Consider the following 14,307-nt stretch of genomic DNA (forward strand, 5'->3'; position numbering starts at 1 on the left):
TCCTCAGAGCCAGTGGGCCATGGACGCCGCGTTACGCAGGTTCCAGACCTTGTCGATCAGTGCATTGGCTTGTGCCGGTGTACGCGCGCCGCTGAAGTGGGTCAGGCGCTGGAATTTATCTGCCAGCTCCACACGGCTCAGGGTGTTGCCTGGGTCGCCCTTGGGCTCATCAATGGCGCCGTGCAGCGTGCGGCCGTCGAGCGTGGTGACGGTGACGCGGCCCAGCCAGCGTTGCGGGTAAGCGCCGTCGACTTCAGGGTCGAGGTTCATGCTGACTTTGTCGCGAAACGTCGAGACGGCTGGATCGCTCAGCGCCAGTTCGTGGAACTCGGTGAGCCCGGCCTTGCCGTGCACGGCGATCAGGCCGAGCACGGTGCCCATGGAGAACTTGGCCTGGTGCACGCTGGCAGGCACGGTGACGCGCCCCAGCACATCAATGGCGCCCTGATGCACACGGGTTTCCACGCGTGCAATCTGATCGGCGCCCAGCCCTTCGCGTTGCATCAACTCCAACAGCGCATCGGCGGCCGGATGGGTGTGGCGGCACGAGGCGTGGAACTTGAACGAGGTTTCCAGCAGTGCCCAGCGCGTGCCGAGGTCGGCAGACAGTTTGCGCGGTTCGGCATCGCTGGACATGCCCGCCGCCAAACCCTGGTCGCCTTCAAGAATATTGCGCGCGCCGGTCAGCCCGTCCGCTGTCAGGTAGGCGGCAAGCAACCCATCGGCTGCGGCCTTGGCGGTGTGCAGCTGCTTGGAATCGGCGGCGTCGCGCAAAAACTCCCACAGCCCTGCAGCCTGAGTGCCGGCACTGCCGAGCAAATTGATGAATTGCTCCTGATTGAAATCCAGCAGCTTGCCCACGGCAACGGCGGCGGCCAAGGTGCCGACAGTCGCCGTGGTGTGAAAGATGCGGTAGTGCGAACGCCCCATGAATTCGCCGATGCGAATCCCGGCCTCGTAGCCCGCCACCGACGCCAGCAGCAGCTCGCGGCCGGATTTGCCGAGGTCTTGCGCGGCGGCCAAGGCGGCGGGAAACACCACCGTGGCCGGGTGCAGCACCGAGCTGTTGTGCAGGTCATCCTGCTCCACCAGATGGGACGAGGCGCCGTTCACCAGCGCAGCGAAATACGCGCTGCTGCTGCCGCCGTTAACAATGATCTGCGCCGGGCCAGTGCTCGGGCCCATCTTTTGCGCGTAGCGTTCGAACAGTGGAATCGGGTGCGCACCTTTGCTCGCCAGCGCCGAGGCCAGCCAATCCAGATACAGGTCTTCGGTGCGCGCCAGCACGTTGTCGGGCAACTGTTCGTAGCTCAACTCGGCAAGGAACCGACACAAGGCGTGGGTATGGCTCATGGTCAGGCCCTCAGAAGCTGCGTGGCAATTCGAGCAGATGCTCGGCCACGTAGGACAGGATCAGGTTGGTGGAGATCGGTGCCACCTGGTACAGGCGCGTTTCGCGGAATTTGCGCTCCACGTCGTATTCGCAGGCAAAGCCAAAGCCGCCGTGGGTTTGCAGGCAGGCGTTGGCCGCTTCCCAGGACGCCTTGGCCGCCAGGTACTTGGCCATGTTGGCGCTGGCCCCGGCGTTCTGGCCGCTGTCGTATTCCTCGCAGGCACGCCAGCGCATCAGGTCCGCCGCCTCGATTTCGATGTGCGCTTCGGCAATCGGGAACTGCACGCCCTGGTTCTGCCCGATGGGCCGGCCAAACACCACGCGGTCACGGGCATAGGCGCTGGCCTTTTCGATAAACCAGCGGCCGTCGCCGATGCACTCGGCGGCGATCAGCGTGCGCTCGGCATTCAGGCCGTCGAGGATATATTTGAAGCCCTTGCCCTCCTCGCCAATCAGGCTGTCGAGTGGCAGCTCCAGGTTGTCGAAGAACAGCTCGTTGGTTTCGTGGTTAACCATATTGGCGATGGGCTGCACGGTCAGGCCGTTGCCGATGGCTTCGCGCAGGTCGACCAGGAAGATCGACATGCCTTCGGACTTTTTCTTCACCTCGGCCAGCGGCGTGGTGCGCGCCAGCAGGATCATCAGGTCGGAATGCTGCACCCGCGAGATCCAGACTTTCTGGCCGTTGATCACGTATTTGTCGCCGCGTTTGATCGCGGTGGTCTTGATCTTGGTGGTGTCGGTGCCGGTGGTGGGCTCGGTGACGCCCATCGATTGCAGGCGCAATTCGCCGCTGGCGAGTTTGGGCAGGTAGAAACTTTTTTGCGCTTCGCTGCCGTGGCGAAGCAAGGTGAACATGTTGTACATCTGGCCGTGAACCGTGCCGGAGTTGCCGCCGCAACGGTTCACTTCTTCCAGAATCACCGAGGCTTCAGCCAGACCCAGGCCGGAGCCGCCGTATTCTTCGGGGATCATCGCCGACAACCAGCCGGCGTCGGTCAGGGCCTTGACGAAGGCTTCGGGGAAGCCTTTTTCTTCATCGACCTTGCGCCAGTAAGCGGCGTCGAATTCAGCGCACAAGGCGCGCACGCCTTCGCGGATGGCATTGAGTTCTTCGTTGTCATTCGGGTTCATTAACGGCTCTCCGCCTGTTGTTCTGGTGTTAGTCGAAATGCAGTTCGGCTGTTTGCGCCACGCCATCGGCATTGCCTGCCCACAACTGGGCCACGCCGGGTGCAGTCACGCGCCCGCCCACGGTAAATGGCTGCGGTGCAATCAACGGGCGCACGCCGCGATAGGCGAAACGGCGCAAGGTGGCGTCCGGGTGCGCGCGGCAAAAGGCGCGCAGGCTCAAGGTGGCGATCAACGGCCCATGCACCACCAGGCCCGAATAGCCTTCGGTGCCGGTGACGTAGGGGTAGTCGTAGTGGATGCGGTGGCCGTTGAACGTCACGGCGCTGTAGCGAAACAACAGGGTTGGCGTGGGGTCGACACTCTCACGCCATTCACCCTCGGCGAGTGCGTCGCCGTTGCCCGGCTTGGGCGGCGTGGGTTCGCGGTAGACGATGTCCTGTTCTTCGCGAATCGCCAGGCGCCCGTCCTGGGAATAGTCATGGCGCACGGTGACAAACAGCAGCGCGCCGGTGCGGCCGGTTTTTTCTTCGACGTGGGTGATGGTCGACACGCGGGTCGCCGCCTCACCGGCGCGCAAGGCATGCAGGAACTCGATACGCCCACCGGCCCACATGCGATTGCGATTTTCCGCCGGCGGCAGAAACCCGCCACGGGCCGGGTGGCCGTCAGTGCCCAGCGCCGATTCCGGCAGTGGGTCCTGGAAGAAGCACCACTGCCACAGCGGTGGAACGGCTTCGCCCTCCAGGGGCACCGCTTCGCCGAAGGTCGCGGCGATGCGCTTGAGCAGGTTGTGGCTCAGGTGGTCGTGGGCGGTTTCACTTCGGCCGATCCAATCGGTGGCGCTCATCGGGTACACATCCTCTGGCAGTGGTGGTCTGCCCCGGATCATGCAAGCGCCTGCCCGTTCTGAGAATTTGCATTTCAATAAACCAGCGTTCGGTTATGCTGAACGCCACTCGTCACACCACGCACTAATGTGGGAGCGGGCTTGCTCGCGAATGCGGAATGTCAGTCAACTCATCTGTAGCTGACCCGGCGCTTTCGCGAGCAAGCCCGCTCCCACATTTGGATCCTCAGTGTGATGAGACTTGTGTACACCCAGGAGCCGCCATGCACTTCGATCTCGCCGACCTGCGCCTGTTTATCCATATTGCCGAATCCCCCAGCCTGACCCAGGGCGCCAAGCGTGCGTTCCTCTCGCCCGCCGCCGCGAGTGCGCGGATCAAGGCGCTGGAAGGCCAGCTCGACACGCGGCTGCTGTACCGCGACAGCCGCGGCGTGGAAATCACCCCGGCCGGTGAACGCCTGCTGCACCATGCGCGACTGATCATGCGCCAGGTGGATTACCTGAAAAGCGAGTTCACCCAGTACGGCGTGGACTCGGCCGGGCATATCCGCATCTTTGCCAATACCACGGCGGTCACCGAGTTTCTGCCCGAGGTGCTGGCGGGCTTTTTGTCCCAGCGCCCCGGCGTCACCGTCGACCTGCAAGAGCGCCTGTCCCGCGATATCGTGCGTGGCGTGCTGGATGGCACCAGCGACATGGGCATCATCGCCGGGCCGGTTGAAGCGGCGGGTTTGCAGGTGCTGCACTTCAGCACCGACGAACTGGTGTTGATGGTGCCCGTGGGTCATCCGTTGGCCGACCAGCCTTCAGTGACGCTGGACCAAACCCTCGCCTACCAACATATCGGCCTGCACGAAGGCAGCACGCTGTTGAGCTTTTTGCGTGAGCACGTGGAACGGCTCGGCAAGCATTTGTCGTTGCGTATCCAGGTATCGAGTTTCGAGGCGATTTGCCGGATGGTGGAGGCTGGCGTGGGCATCGGCATCATCCCCGAATCCGCCGCGGTGCGGCACAGCCGGACCATGCAGTTGGTGGCGGTAAAGCTCGATGAGCCCTGGGCGATTCGCGAGCGGAGCATTTTGGTGCGCGAACTGGAAGCCCTGCCCGGCACCATTCGGGCGCTGATCGCCACCCTGATGCCGGCCCCACTCAGTGCAGGCTGATGTTGCGCTGGCTGGCGGTATCTATATTGATATGGCTCAGTCGGCCCTGCCCGTCGAACAGCAACAAATCAGCCCCGAGGCGGCGAAGCTGGGCCGGCGATTGCGGCCAGTGCAACGTGACGCAAAGCCGGTCGCTGGTACGGTGGATCACGTGCCAGCAAGTGTCCTGCTGCTCCACCCGATAACTGATCAGCAACCAGTCCTCAAATAGAAACGGGCTGACGGACTCATCCCATTCTTCGTCCGGCAAGTTGCCAGGCAACCTGTAGCCCTTGCGAACCCCGTGCTGCTTAAGGACCAGAATGGGCGTGCCATCGTCGTGCTTGATCCGATACTGCGCCGATTCAGCGGTGGCACTGGGCACCTGGAAGTCCGTCGCCCCGATGTCAAACGCGCTTTCGCGGCTGACCAGGCGCCGCTCCGGCAGACGATAATGCCACAGCATCAGGCACCCACCCGGCGCTGACAACCACAGGTATTCGTTGTGTTCATCGACCTTGATGGCCTGCACCGGCGCCGGCAGATCACTCACATGCCAGAGCGTTTCAAAGCCACGGTCAACATCCACCACGCGCAACTGCGGGCCTTTGCCGATGGTCCAGCGGCTGCCATCAAACGCGTTGGCAAAGACACCCATGGCCAGCACGCCGAGGTCTTTGGCGACACGATTGACCAGGTCCAGTTTGCTCACGCGCCATACATTCCCCCGCCCGATCAGCACCAACGCGACCTGTCGGCTATGGGCAATCACGATCTTCTGCGCCGGCACCGCAAAGTGAAACAACGCTGCGCCCGCCGCGTCCACCACCATCACGCCGGCCTCGCCCAGCGCCACCAGGTAACGCTCATCCTCCAGCGGCGCCGCGTCGAAAATCGGCCGGCTGCCGGCGGCCGGTGCAGACCACTCGCGGAGTTCACCCAAACGCTCCAGCGAGACCACAGGCGTGCGCTTCAGCGCCTGGCCCGGCAAGTCCGCCTGAAGCGCTTTGTCCCGACTCATTTTGACCAGCGCCTGCAACTGGTTATGGGTCAGTTGGCCTTGATCGCTGAATTGATCGGCCAGAATCGCGTGCACGGTGGCACCGGCGAGCCAGGCCAGGGCGGTGGTGTTGGCCTTGTGCAGCAACAAGGCCTGCGCCAGGGCAGCGCGTTCGCCGGCGCGCGCGGGGTCGTCACGCAATTGCTCGACCCACGGCCCGTAAGCCTGCAGCGTTTCGGGCAACAGGATCGCGCGTTTAACCAGCGCCTCAATGCCCAAGCGCCCGCCGGCTGCCTCGGCGTTGAGCAACCATTGCGCAGCGCGTGGGCGTTCAGCCGGCAGGCTCCAGATCACATCGACAGCTTGCAACCACAGGCCTTTGGCGATCAACGACTCGGCCCATTCCAGGCGCAAGCGGTCGGCGGCTTCCGGCGACTTGGCCTGGAGCATCACCACGGCGTCGGCGAACGCATTGTCGCGCCGCGCCACCAGCACGGCGCGCTGCCACTGCTCGGCCAGGCACAGCAGGCGCACGATCACCGCAGGCGGCATGTCCCAGGCCAGAGCCAGGTCGGCGGCCTGCTGATAGCGCGCGTGTTTCTCCAGGTAATCGAGGGCTTGCTGGTGCTCTTTGAGCAATTCGGCGAGTACAAACACCGCTTCCTCGATACGACCGGCACGGTCCAGGCGTTCAAAGGTCTGGCGATACACCTGGCGCAAGTGCTCGGTCAAGTCGTCTTCGAACAGCATCGAGCGCGCCGGGCCATCCTGCTGGCTGAGGCTCAAATCCTCGCGACGCTGCGGTGTACCAAAGCTCTGTTCACCGCTGGAGGCACCGCCCTTCAAGGGGATGGCGTGACGCAAGGCTTCTTCGAAATTGCCGTCTTCGAACATCTCCAACATGCGCTGCATGTAGGCGGCCTGGCGTTTGCCATACAGCTTGGAGAGCTGGGAATGCTGGGTCAGCCGGGTCAACAGGCGGCGCCACGCAGCAGGTTTGTGCCTGCGCGGGGTGGCACGCGCAGCGATGCCTGGGTTAGCGGGTGCGCGGGCCACCGGCCTGGGCGCCGCTTTGGCGGGTGCCGAGGCGCCACGGTGCAGGAAGCGGTTCAACCCGAACAGCAGCGCGGTGATCACCACCATCCAGATCAGGGCGCCCAGAAGCGTGCCGCCGAGGGACTGTGTGTGGGTGGCCAACATGGCGGCGGGCTCGCTCTGGCCGAAGAGGCGGACCAGCCCACCCAGCAGGAGCAAGCCGATCACGATTTTCAGCACCGGGGAAGAGACTTCGCGGGCGCCGTTCGCGTTGTTTTGCGCAGACGCCGCGCTGGCGCCCGGCCCTTTACTCGGCGTGTGACGCGGGCGCTCCAGCAGCGCTTGCATGATTGCTTCGCGCTCCGGGCTGACGGGCTCCAGTGGCCCGCCGAGGATTTCACGCAGGTCGGTGACCACCGCTTCCGGCAGCGTTGCCGGCAACGGGGTATGGCAGTCAAAGGTGTCAAGCAGCGTGTAGGTGCTGACGTCGAGCCACAGCCCGGGCTTCAGCACCTGTGCATCGCGCAACTGCAGGGCGTGGACATGACTGCCGCGCACCAGCCACAGGTCGGCAACGGGCAGCCCGCGCAATTCCTCCGGGTGCAACGCGGCAGACGACAAACCCCGGCCCTGGCGGATCAGCGGCCAGCCGTGCAGGCTTTCGCAATGCACCGGGCAAGGTCTGTGGAACTGCAACAAGTCGCCGTCGGCAAAGCGATAGGCGCGCGCGTCGGTTTGCCAATAGTCGAGGATCAAGCGCCTGCGCTCGCCTTCATCAAAGCGCTCGGCGGCAAACCATAGGCCGTCAATCTGTTGGTGCCCGGTGAGTACCGGGCGGCGAATCAGCATCTGTTCTGGCTCAAGCATTGGCAGCGTCCTGGGTGAGCTGCGGTGCCTGGTTGCACATCACTTGCAAGCGCATGGCGCGCTCGCCAACCGAGTAAACCAGTAATTCGCGGTCAGTGGTCAGTACGGCGATCAAGCCGCTCATGGGGCAAAAGCTCGCACGGGCAATCGCCGCCGAGGTGGTAAACAACGTGCGCTGTTGCCCCTCGGCGTATAGCCCGACGCTGTGCTGATTCGGCCCCAGCAGCACCAGTGAGTAAGCCGGCCGTTGGGCGTACGTGTAGTGCAGGCCGATGGCTTTCCAGCCAGGCGCCAAGTCGATCTGCTCGTATTTCTTCGGAAAACTTTCATGGGTCACCAGGCGCCAACTCTGGTGGCCGCCCTCGGTGGTCAGCAGCGCGCAACCGCCGCAGTACTGGCGCCAGTAAAAGTTGGCGGCCAGCAACACCTGGCTGACGCCCGCTGCCGAGCCGACCGCATGTCCATTGGTACGTAAACCGTCAGCAGACCCGGAATACGCGACGATCTGCCCGCCTTCGCTGCGCGCATAAGCGATGGTCAAGGGGTCGACCTGCACCAGGCTCATCACGTCATCCGCCACCCGGCAGAGTTCACGCGACTTCCAGTAGGCAAGCCGCCCCTGGCTGTCGAGCAAGTACACGCGCACGGAATTCTGACTGTGCAGCCACACACTCGGCAGGAACGTCGCGGTGCCCGGTGGCAGTTGCAGCTGTTCACGGTTGGGCTTGTCGACGGTGGGCATACCGGGGATGTTCCAGAATGTCAGGCTGTCGTTATCACTCAACACGGCACCGAGGCTGCGGTGGTGAAAGGTGGTGCTCAAGACGCGCTGATGTTTGCCCCACAGACGGCGCCGAACCTCCAGGGACTTTTTCTGGTTCTTGTGCGGCAGCTTGATCACCACCATGCCCGGCTCATCGAGCATGCGCAGCGCCACGTAGTTGCCGGCGCTGGAGATTACCGGCGGCAAGGTCAAGGCGACGCGTGGCACCCCATTTGCGAGCTTCGACGGCGACGCCTGGACTTCATCGTCGAACTGGCCTTTGAGCAGTTGCACCGCCCGCCCTTCATCCGGCATAGGCAGCAGCACGCGCCGCACCGATCCGGCCTGCAATTCAAAGGACAGGCTTTGGCCATCCAGGCTGCGCTGCACCTGCACCCGGTGCGTAGAGGTCTTGGTGGTGTCCTTGGGCAAGCGCTGCCCGACGGTCCAGCATTCACCCAGCGTCTCACCCTGCGCGGCCAGCCATTCTTGCCAGGCGTGCCAGTGCGCCGGGGCGACACTTTCGTAGGTGCGCGCCTTGAGCAGCCGTTTGAGCTGCCCCGCGCTATCGAATGCATGCAGCACCGGCGCGCCTTGCAGGATGCCCCAACGCAACTGTGCGCCCGCCTCCTCGGCACGCCGGGCCAGCAGCATCAGCAAGGCGATATGCACCAGCCGCGCGGCGCCCCACTGCAACGGGCCGGCGTCGAACAGCACGACTATCAGGCGGTTGGCTTCACGGGCGCGGTATTGCGGCGCCAGGAACATATGCTCGCCGCCGACAGCCCGGCGCATAAACTCATCCGGCACTTCATCGGCCAGCAGCCATTCGCTGGAAAGCAGGCGCTCGTACGGCCCACGGCGTTGCAGATCACCTACGCCATCCGGCTCCGGCACCCCGCCCTGCTGCCGACCGCGCAGTGGCCCGAGCACCGGGTTGAGGCGCCCCAGCAAATCGGCGAACAGCGGCAGATGCTGCGGCGCAAACCACTCCAGCCACTGGCGCCAGGGTTGCAGGGCTTCAGGCAGTTGCATGGCGGGCTCCCCACTGCGTCGCGATGCGCTGAAGGTGTTCAACCGTCACCGGCAACAGGCGATCCAACGGCACGACGGCTTGCGGTTCGCGCCACAACAGCAAGGGCGAGCGCTTGAAACGTGCCGACAGCGTTTGGCCGAGCACGTCCACCGGCGCTGTCGGCTCCCAACTGGTGGGCAGCCACAGACCCGGCGCGTCGGGGTGCACTGCGGCGTAGGCCACGCCGTCGACCCACGGTAAATCCGCCGCCGCCCCGGTGACCACCAGTACGTCGCCGCTGGCGGTAGCGTGCAAGCGCGCCGCCTGTTCATCGGCGAGCAGCAGCAAGCGCGCATGCAAGCGGCGCGCGGCGTCGCCCCAGGCAACGGCGGCTTGAGGGTCAGCCGGCACCTGCCTTGGGCGCCAGGTCCAGGCGTAGTGGTCGGCACTCATGGCGTCAGCATTCGGGACAGTTGCCCGCGTACCTGCTGCAAGGGTTCCGGCATGGTCTCGCTATTGAAGTTGGCGTCGATCTCGCGCAGCAGCCCTTCGAGCGCCGGGCTGTCGGGCGGCTCGCTGCGGGCCAGGTAGTCTTGCGCCGTTTCGAGCAAGCGATTCAAGCGCGACATCGGCTGCAAGGTGGCCTCTTCGACCGCGCTGAACAAATGGCTGTTGCTGGACGCGGCAAACAGGTCGCGCAGTACCTCGCGGCCATGCTGCTGAGCCTCTTTGGTCGGCAGCACATACAGCAGCGGCCACAGGTCAGCATCGCTGGCTTGCAGCCGCCCGCCCAGCAGCGCGGCAGCCGCGATCAGCCGTTGGGACTTGACGATACGGCGGTCCGACAACGGGATGCCGGCTTCGCGCAGGCGCCGAATCGCCTGGGCCAGGGCCGGACGCACGGCGCCCAGGTCGACGTTTTTCAGGGCCTGGCTCAGCGTGTCCAACTGCGCCAACCCGAGCAACTGTTGCACGGGCCGCTGTTCCGACTGCCAACCGCCCGCCAGCATGGCTTCCAGTTGATTGTCCGGCACCGACTCGACGAACAGGTGCAACAGGAAGCGGTCGCCAAATGCCGCCAGTGCTTCATCGTCCGGCAAGCCGTTGGCGGCGCCGACGCACACCCGCAGCGGGCATTGGATTTGGGTATGGCCACGGCGAAAGCGGCGTTCGTTGAGCACGCCCAGCAAGGTATTGAGGATGGCGGTGGAGCCCAGGAAGACTTCATCGAGAAACACGATATCGGCTTCCGGCAGCATGCCGCTGACGTCGGTTTCCACCGTGCCTTCACGCAGTTTCTTCAGGTCCACGGCACCGAAAAGCTCCGACGGCTCAGTGAAGCGCCCCAGCAAGTATTCGAAGTAACGCCCGCCCATGGATTGCGCCACACGCCGTACCACGGCGCTCTTGGCCGTGCCGGGCGGGCCGATGACCAGAATGTGCTCCTGGGCGACCGCCGCCAGCACAATCAGCTCGGCCAATTGCTCGCGCCCGACCAAGCCTTCGGTCGCCGTGCGCACAGCGTGGCGGATTTGCGTGGCAGCGCTTTGCAACTGAGCAATCATGGGTGTCTTCCCTGAAACCAAAGCGGGGAATCTTGCCTGAGGCTAAGGTATTAGCAAAGCGTTGTTACAACCTGCCTTGAGGAGTCAGCCCATGCAACTCGAAGGATCCTGCCATTGCGGCGCCGTAACATTCAGCCTGAGCAGCCCGCATCCATACCCCTATCAGCGTTGCTACTGCTCGATCTGCCGCAAAACCCAAGGCGGCGGTGGCTATGCGATCAACCTTGCCGGCGATACCCAAAGCCTGAAGGTGCAGGGACGCAAGCACATCTCGATCTACCACGCCAAGCTCAAGCCCGAGGGCGCCAGCCGCGCGCACGCGAGCACTGCCGAACGGCATTTTTGCTCGCAGTGCGGCAGCGCCTTGTGGCTGTTCAGCCCGGAGTGGCCGGAGCTGATTCACCCGTTTGCCTCGGCCATCGACACGCCGTTGCCGGTGCCGCCGGAGCACACGCACCTGATGCTCGGCTCCAAGGCGCCGTGGGTGGAAGTCAGCGTGCGCAAGGGTGACCTGCAGTTCGACGAATACCCCGAAGAATCCATCGCCCAGTGGCATGCACGCTTGGGCCTGTCGCGTTAACAGTCTTTGACAGTTTCCCGACAAAGCTCACAAAGATTGTTGGCCAACTGCGCCCTAGCATTCGAGCATCCAAATAAGCCTGCGGGTGCTCTTCATGTTTCGCACATTGCGCGGTATTCCGCTGTTGGGTTGCCTGCTGGGCACGCTCGGTTGCCATGGGCAACCGCCTGCCCCGCCGCCAATTCCCAAGGGCGATTACGGCGCGATCATTCGTTACCTGCAAGCGCGTATTCCACGGGAAATGGCCCAGGAGAATGTGCCCGGCCTGTCGATTGCACTGGTCAATGGCCAGGAACTGATCTGGGCGCGCGGGTTCGGCATGGCCGACAAGGCCCAGGGCGTGCCGGTTACGCCGAACACCGCGTTTCGCGCCGGGGGCATCTCCAAACTGCTCACCGCCACGGCCGCGTTGCAACTGGTCGAGCAGCGACGCCTGGGCCTGGACGCGCCGATCCAGCAGACTTTGCGCGAGTTCTACGTGCGCTCGCGCTTTCACACCGACCAGGGCGCCGCTGACCGCGATATCACCCTGCGCCGTTTGCTCAGCCATCAGTCCGGCCTGCCCAGTGAACACCTGCGCGACCTGCGCAGCAGCTTCGCCATGGGCCAGATGCCGATGCGCGTGTCGGGTGTGTGGCTGAGCAGCCCACCCGGCTCGCAAGTGGCGTATTCCAATCTCGGCTATTCGCTGGTGGGCGCGGCGATTGAGCGGGTCAGCCACAAAAGCTTTGAAGCGCAGTTGCAGAGCAACCTGCTCAAGCCGCTGGACATGAGCCAGTCGAGCTTTGTCGGCACCGGCACGCAGTTGAGCTTTCGTGCCCTGGGCTATGAGGATGGCGTGGCGAGCACCGACGCCCAAGTGCGTGACCTTGCCGCCGGCGGTTTGTGGGCCAGCCCGAAAGACCTCAGCCACTACGTGCAGATGCTGTTCGCCCAGGGCCTGTACAAAGGCAACCGCGTGCTCGGCAGTGCGTCGATTGACGCGATGTTCACCCAGCAGAACACCGGCAACGCGCTGGACTTCGATTGCCAGATGGGCCTGGGCTGGTTCCTCGCGCCGTGCGGCGATGAGCCGGTCGCCCCCGGCGTGCGCACCTACCAGCACAGCGGCGGTGGCGATGATTTTGCCGCGCAATTGACCGTGTTACCGGACGCGCAACTGGCCGTGATCATCATGGCCAATGACAGCAATGCCGAAGAGCTGGTCGCCAGGCTCGCCACCGACGCCCTGCGCCTGATGTTGCAGGCGCAAACCGGCGAAGCGGTCTGCGCCGACGACTGCCAGGCGCCCGACCATGGGCTCAAGGTGCGCCATGTGCCGGCCGCCGTCGACCGCAAACGCCTGGCCGGGTTTTATACCACTGCCTGGGGCGTGTTCCGCATCAAGGACGACAACGGTCGATTGGCCGGCGAGTTGGCCGGGTTCGACTTCGAGCTGTTACGCGATGAATCCGGCTGGCTGCGGGCGCAGAAGAAGATCCTCGGCTTCTGGCTCAAGGACCTAGGTGACCTGGGCCGCGTGCAACTCGACGTGGTCACGGTGCAGGGCCGCCAGTTGCTCACCGCCCGCAGCCACGGCCAGCGCATTGCGATCGGCGAACGTATCGACCCGCCACCACTGCCGCTGGCGTGGGCCGACACCATCGGCACTTACCAAGTGCTCAACACCCACGAGCCCGACGCGCCGTTAAGTGGCATCAGCGTGCGCCTGGAAGAAGGCTTCCTGGTGATTCGCGGCCAATTGCACGACGAGCCGCTGACCGACTACATCCTGCTCCCCGTCGACAACGCCCACGCCGTGCTGGCCGGCAACGGCTATGGCCTGGGCGACACCGTGAGCCGCCAGGTCAATGGCCTCAGCGCGTCGGGCTACTCCTTCAAACGCACCCGCTCCCTCAACCACCGCCTGAATTTCTAACACGGACGAACACCCTGATGCGCTCAAAAAACCTCTGCCTGTCGTTCACCTCGCTGTGCCTGCTCGCGGCTGCCGACACCGCGACTGCCGAAGACTGGCAATACAGCCTCAAGGCCGGCGTGGCCAACGCGCCCCGCTACAGCGGCAGCGACGAACGTATGACTGCGCCGCTGCTGGGCGGCAAAATTATCAGCCCCTGGGGGATCTTCCTCGACACCGACAAGGGCCTGGGCTGGGGCTACGAAGGCAATGCCTTGAGCTTCAGCGCTTATGTAGGCGCCAGCCGTTCACGCAAGGATAAAAACGAAAGCCTGCATGCTGGCTCCAAACGTCTCAAAGGCATGGGCGAAATCAAGGCGCGCCCGCAATTGGGGGTCAGTGCCGCCTACAACCTGGGCGGCGTGATCGTGGGTGCGACGCTGGAACATGCCCTCAAGGAAGATGACCACAAGGACACCGGCAAGGCCTACACCCACCTGGAACTGAGCCTGGGCACCAACCTGTATGAAGGCCGCTTTGGCTCGGTGGATGCCAGCCTCAGCAGCCACTTCGGCGACCGCAACTACTTGCAGACCTGGTACGGCGTCACCACCGGCCAGGCCGCGCAAAGCCGCTTCAAGGCCTACAAGGCCGGTGCAGGCAACATCAGTAATGGCATGAATTTGGTGTGGAGCATGCCGATCAGCGAGCGCACGCAGTTTTCGACGTTATTGGACGTGCAGTACCTGGCGGATGAAGCAGGCAAGAGCCCGATTGTGGAGCGGCGGTTGCAGACGGCGGTGATGGGGGTGTTGGAATACAGCTTCTAGCTTGATGCCCCATCCGGGCAATGTGGGAGCTGGCTTGCCTGCAATATCCATAGGTATCTACGCAACTCTTTGTCTGATGTACCGAGATCCAAATGTGGGAGCGGGCTTGCTCGCGAATGCGGTGGGTCAGTCAGCTTATCTGTAACTGACCCACCGCATTCGCGAGCAAGCCCGCTCCCACAATTTGACCGAGTTCGGCCGTCAGACTTCTGTGCTTTGCTTTTCTGTGGGAGCTGGCT

The 14,307-nt window shown here is 64.0% G+C and carries 11 protein-coding genes; 4 read left to right on the forward strand and 7 right to left on the reverse strand.

Annotated elements, in window-relative coordinates:
* Positions 1 to 3: 3 nt before the first annotated feature.
* The 3 genes from HX783_RS01095 to HX783_RS01105 are packed head-to-tail and all read right to left on the reverse strand — an operon-like array spanning position 4 to position 3,374.
* On the reverse strand, positions 4 to 1,353 hold the full coding sequence (locus tag HX783_RS01095) for an MmgE/PrpD family protein (protein WP_177015631.1): 1,350 nt from the start codon (positions 1,351 to 1,353) through the stop codon (positions 4 to 6).
* A 10-nt stretch (positions 1,354 to 1,363) separates the two neighbouring features.
* Positions 1,364 to 2,527 (reverse strand): acyl-CoA dehydrogenase family protein, encoded by a 1,164-nt coding sequence (locus tag HX783_RS01100; RefSeq protein ID WP_177015632.1) that lies wholly within the window; start codon positions 2,525 to 2,527, stop codon positions 1,364 to 1,366.
* Positions 2,528 to 2,555: 28 nt separating this feature from the next.
* Positions 2,556 to 3,374 (reverse strand): MaoC family dehydratase N-terminal domain-containing protein, encoded by an 819-nt coding sequence (locus tag HX783_RS01105; RefSeq protein ID WP_177015633.1) that lies wholly within the window; start codon positions 3,372 to 3,374, stop codon positions 2,556 to 2,558.
* 263 nt (positions 3,375 to 3,637) lie between these two features.
* On the opposite strand from HX783_RS01105, the gene HX783_RS01110 reads away from it, so the two are divergent.
* Positions 3,638 to 4,537: a LysR family transcriptional regulator gene (locus HX783_RS01110; RefSeq protein WP_177015634.1), complete on the forward strand. Its 900-nt coding sequence runs from the start codon at positions 3,638 to 3,640 to the stop codon at positions 4,535 to 4,537.
* On the opposite strand, the gene HX783_RS01115 is transcribed toward HX783_RS01110, so the two are convergent.
* From HX783_RS01115 to HX783_RS01130, 4 genes are read right to left on the reverse strand one after another with little or no spacing between them, the layout of a single operon-like run.
* A complete protein-coding gene (locus HX783_RS01115) occupies positions 4,524 to 7,418 on the reverse strand; it encodes a bpX6 domain-containing protein (RefSeq protein WP_177015635.1) in 2,895 nt (964 codons plus the stop codon). The genes HX783_RS01110 and HX783_RS01115 overlap by 14 nt on opposite strands.
* Entirely contained in the window at positions 7,411 to 9,216 is a 1,806-nt protein-coding gene (locus HX783_RS01120; protein WP_177015636.1) for a hypothetical protein, read from the reverse strand. Before HX783_RS01120 ends, HX783_RS01115 begins: the two co-directional genes overlap by 8 nt.
* Positions 9,203 to 9,649: a hypothetical protein gene (locus tag HX783_RS01125; protein ID WP_177015637.1), complete on the reverse strand. Its 447-nt coding sequence runs from the start codon at positions 9,647 to 9,649 to the stop codon at positions 9,203 to 9,205. Before HX783_RS01125 ends, HX783_RS01120 begins: the two co-directional genes overlap by 14 nt.
* Positions 9,646 to 10,761, reverse strand: coding sequence for an AAA family ATPase (locus HX783_RS01130; RefSeq protein WP_159956070.1), 1,116 nt, complete (start codon positions 10,759 to 10,761; stop codon positions 9,646 to 9,648). Before HX783_RS01130 ends, HX783_RS01125 begins: the two co-directional genes overlap by 4 nt.
* Positions 10,762 to 10,852: 91 nt before the next feature.
* Here HX783_RS01130 and HX783_RS01135 point away from each other — a divergent pair, with 91 nt between their 5' ends.
* The 3 genes from HX783_RS01135 to HX783_RS01145 all read left to right on the forward strand — a co-directional run bounded on the left by HX783_RS01135 (position 10,853) and on the right by HX783_RS01145 (position 14,068).
* The gene (locus HX783_RS01135) at positions 10,853 to 11,341 is read left to right on the forward strand and encodes a GFA family protein (protein WP_177015638.1); all 489 of its coding nucleotides are present in this window, start codon (positions 10,853 to 10,855) and stop codon (positions 11,339 to 11,341) included.
* Positions 11,342 to 11,435: 94 nt separating this feature from the next.
* Entirely contained in the window at positions 11,436 to 13,259 is a 1,824-nt protein-coding gene (locus tag HX783_RS01140) for a serine hydrolase (protein ID WP_177015639.1), read from the forward strand.
* Between the two features lie 17 nt (positions 13,260 to 13,276).
* Positions 13,277 to 14,068 carry a MipA/OmpV family protein gene (locus HX783_RS01145; protein WP_177015640.1) on the forward strand — a complete coding sequence of 264 codons (792 nt, stop codon included), beginning with the start codon at positions 13,277 to 13,279 and terminating at the stop codon, positions 14,066 to 14,068.
* Positions 14,069 to 14,307 lie beyond the last annotated feature (239 nt).

Source organism: Pseudomonas sp. D2002 (genome assembly GCF_013385735.1).
Classification (GTDB): domain Bacteria; phylum Pseudomonadota; class Gammaproteobacteria; order Pseudomonadales; family Pseudomonadaceae; genus Aquipseudomonas.

Excerpts from the sequence above, each read along its gene's own strand:
- HX783_RS01120 (WP_177015636.1), bottom strand. The coding sequence starts at position 9,216 with ATGCAACTGCCTGAAGCCCTGCAACCCTGGCGCCAGTGGCTGGAGTGG.
- HX783_RS01115 (WP_177015635.1), bottom strand. The coding sequence starts at position 7,418 with ATGCTTGAGCCAGAACAGATGCTGATTCGCCGCCCGGTACTCACCGGG.
- HX783_RS01095 (WP_177015631.1), bottom strand. The coding sequence starts at position 1,353 with ATGAGCCATACCCACGCCTTGTGTCGGTTCCTTGCCGAGTTGAGCTAC.
- HX783_RS01125 (WP_177015637.1), bottom strand. The coding sequence starts at position 9,649 with ATGAGTGCCGACCACTACGCCTGGACCTGGCGCCCAAGGCAGGTGCCG.
- HX783_RS01145 (WP_177015640.1), top strand. The coding sequence starts at position 13,277 with ATGCGCTCAAAAAACCTCTGCCTGTCGTTCACCTCGCTGTGCCTGCTC.
- HX783_RS01100 (WP_177015632.1), bottom strand. The coding sequence starts at position 2,527 with ATGAACCCGAATGACAACGAAGAACTCAATGCCATCCGCGAAGGCGTG.
- HX783_RS01135 (WP_177015638.1), top strand. The coding sequence starts at position 10,853 with ATGCAACTCGAAGGATCCTGCCATTGCGGCGCCGTAACATTCAGCCTG.
- HX783_RS01130 (WP_159956070.1), bottom strand. The coding sequence starts at position 10,761 with ATGATTGCTCAGTTGCAAAGCGCTGCCACGCAAATCCGCCACGCTGTG.
- HX783_RS01140 (WP_177015639.1), top strand. The coding sequence starts at position 11,436 with ATGTTTCGCACATTGCGCGGTATTCCGCTGTTGGGTTGCCTGCTGGGC.
- HX783_RS01110 (WP_177015634.1), top strand. The coding sequence starts at position 3,638 with ATGCACTTCGATCTCGCCGACCTGCGCCTGTTTATCCATATTGCCGAA.
- HX783_RS01105 (WP_177015633.1), bottom strand. The coding sequence starts at position 3,374 with ATGAGCGCCACCGATTGGATCGGCCGAAGTGAAACCGCCCACGACCAC.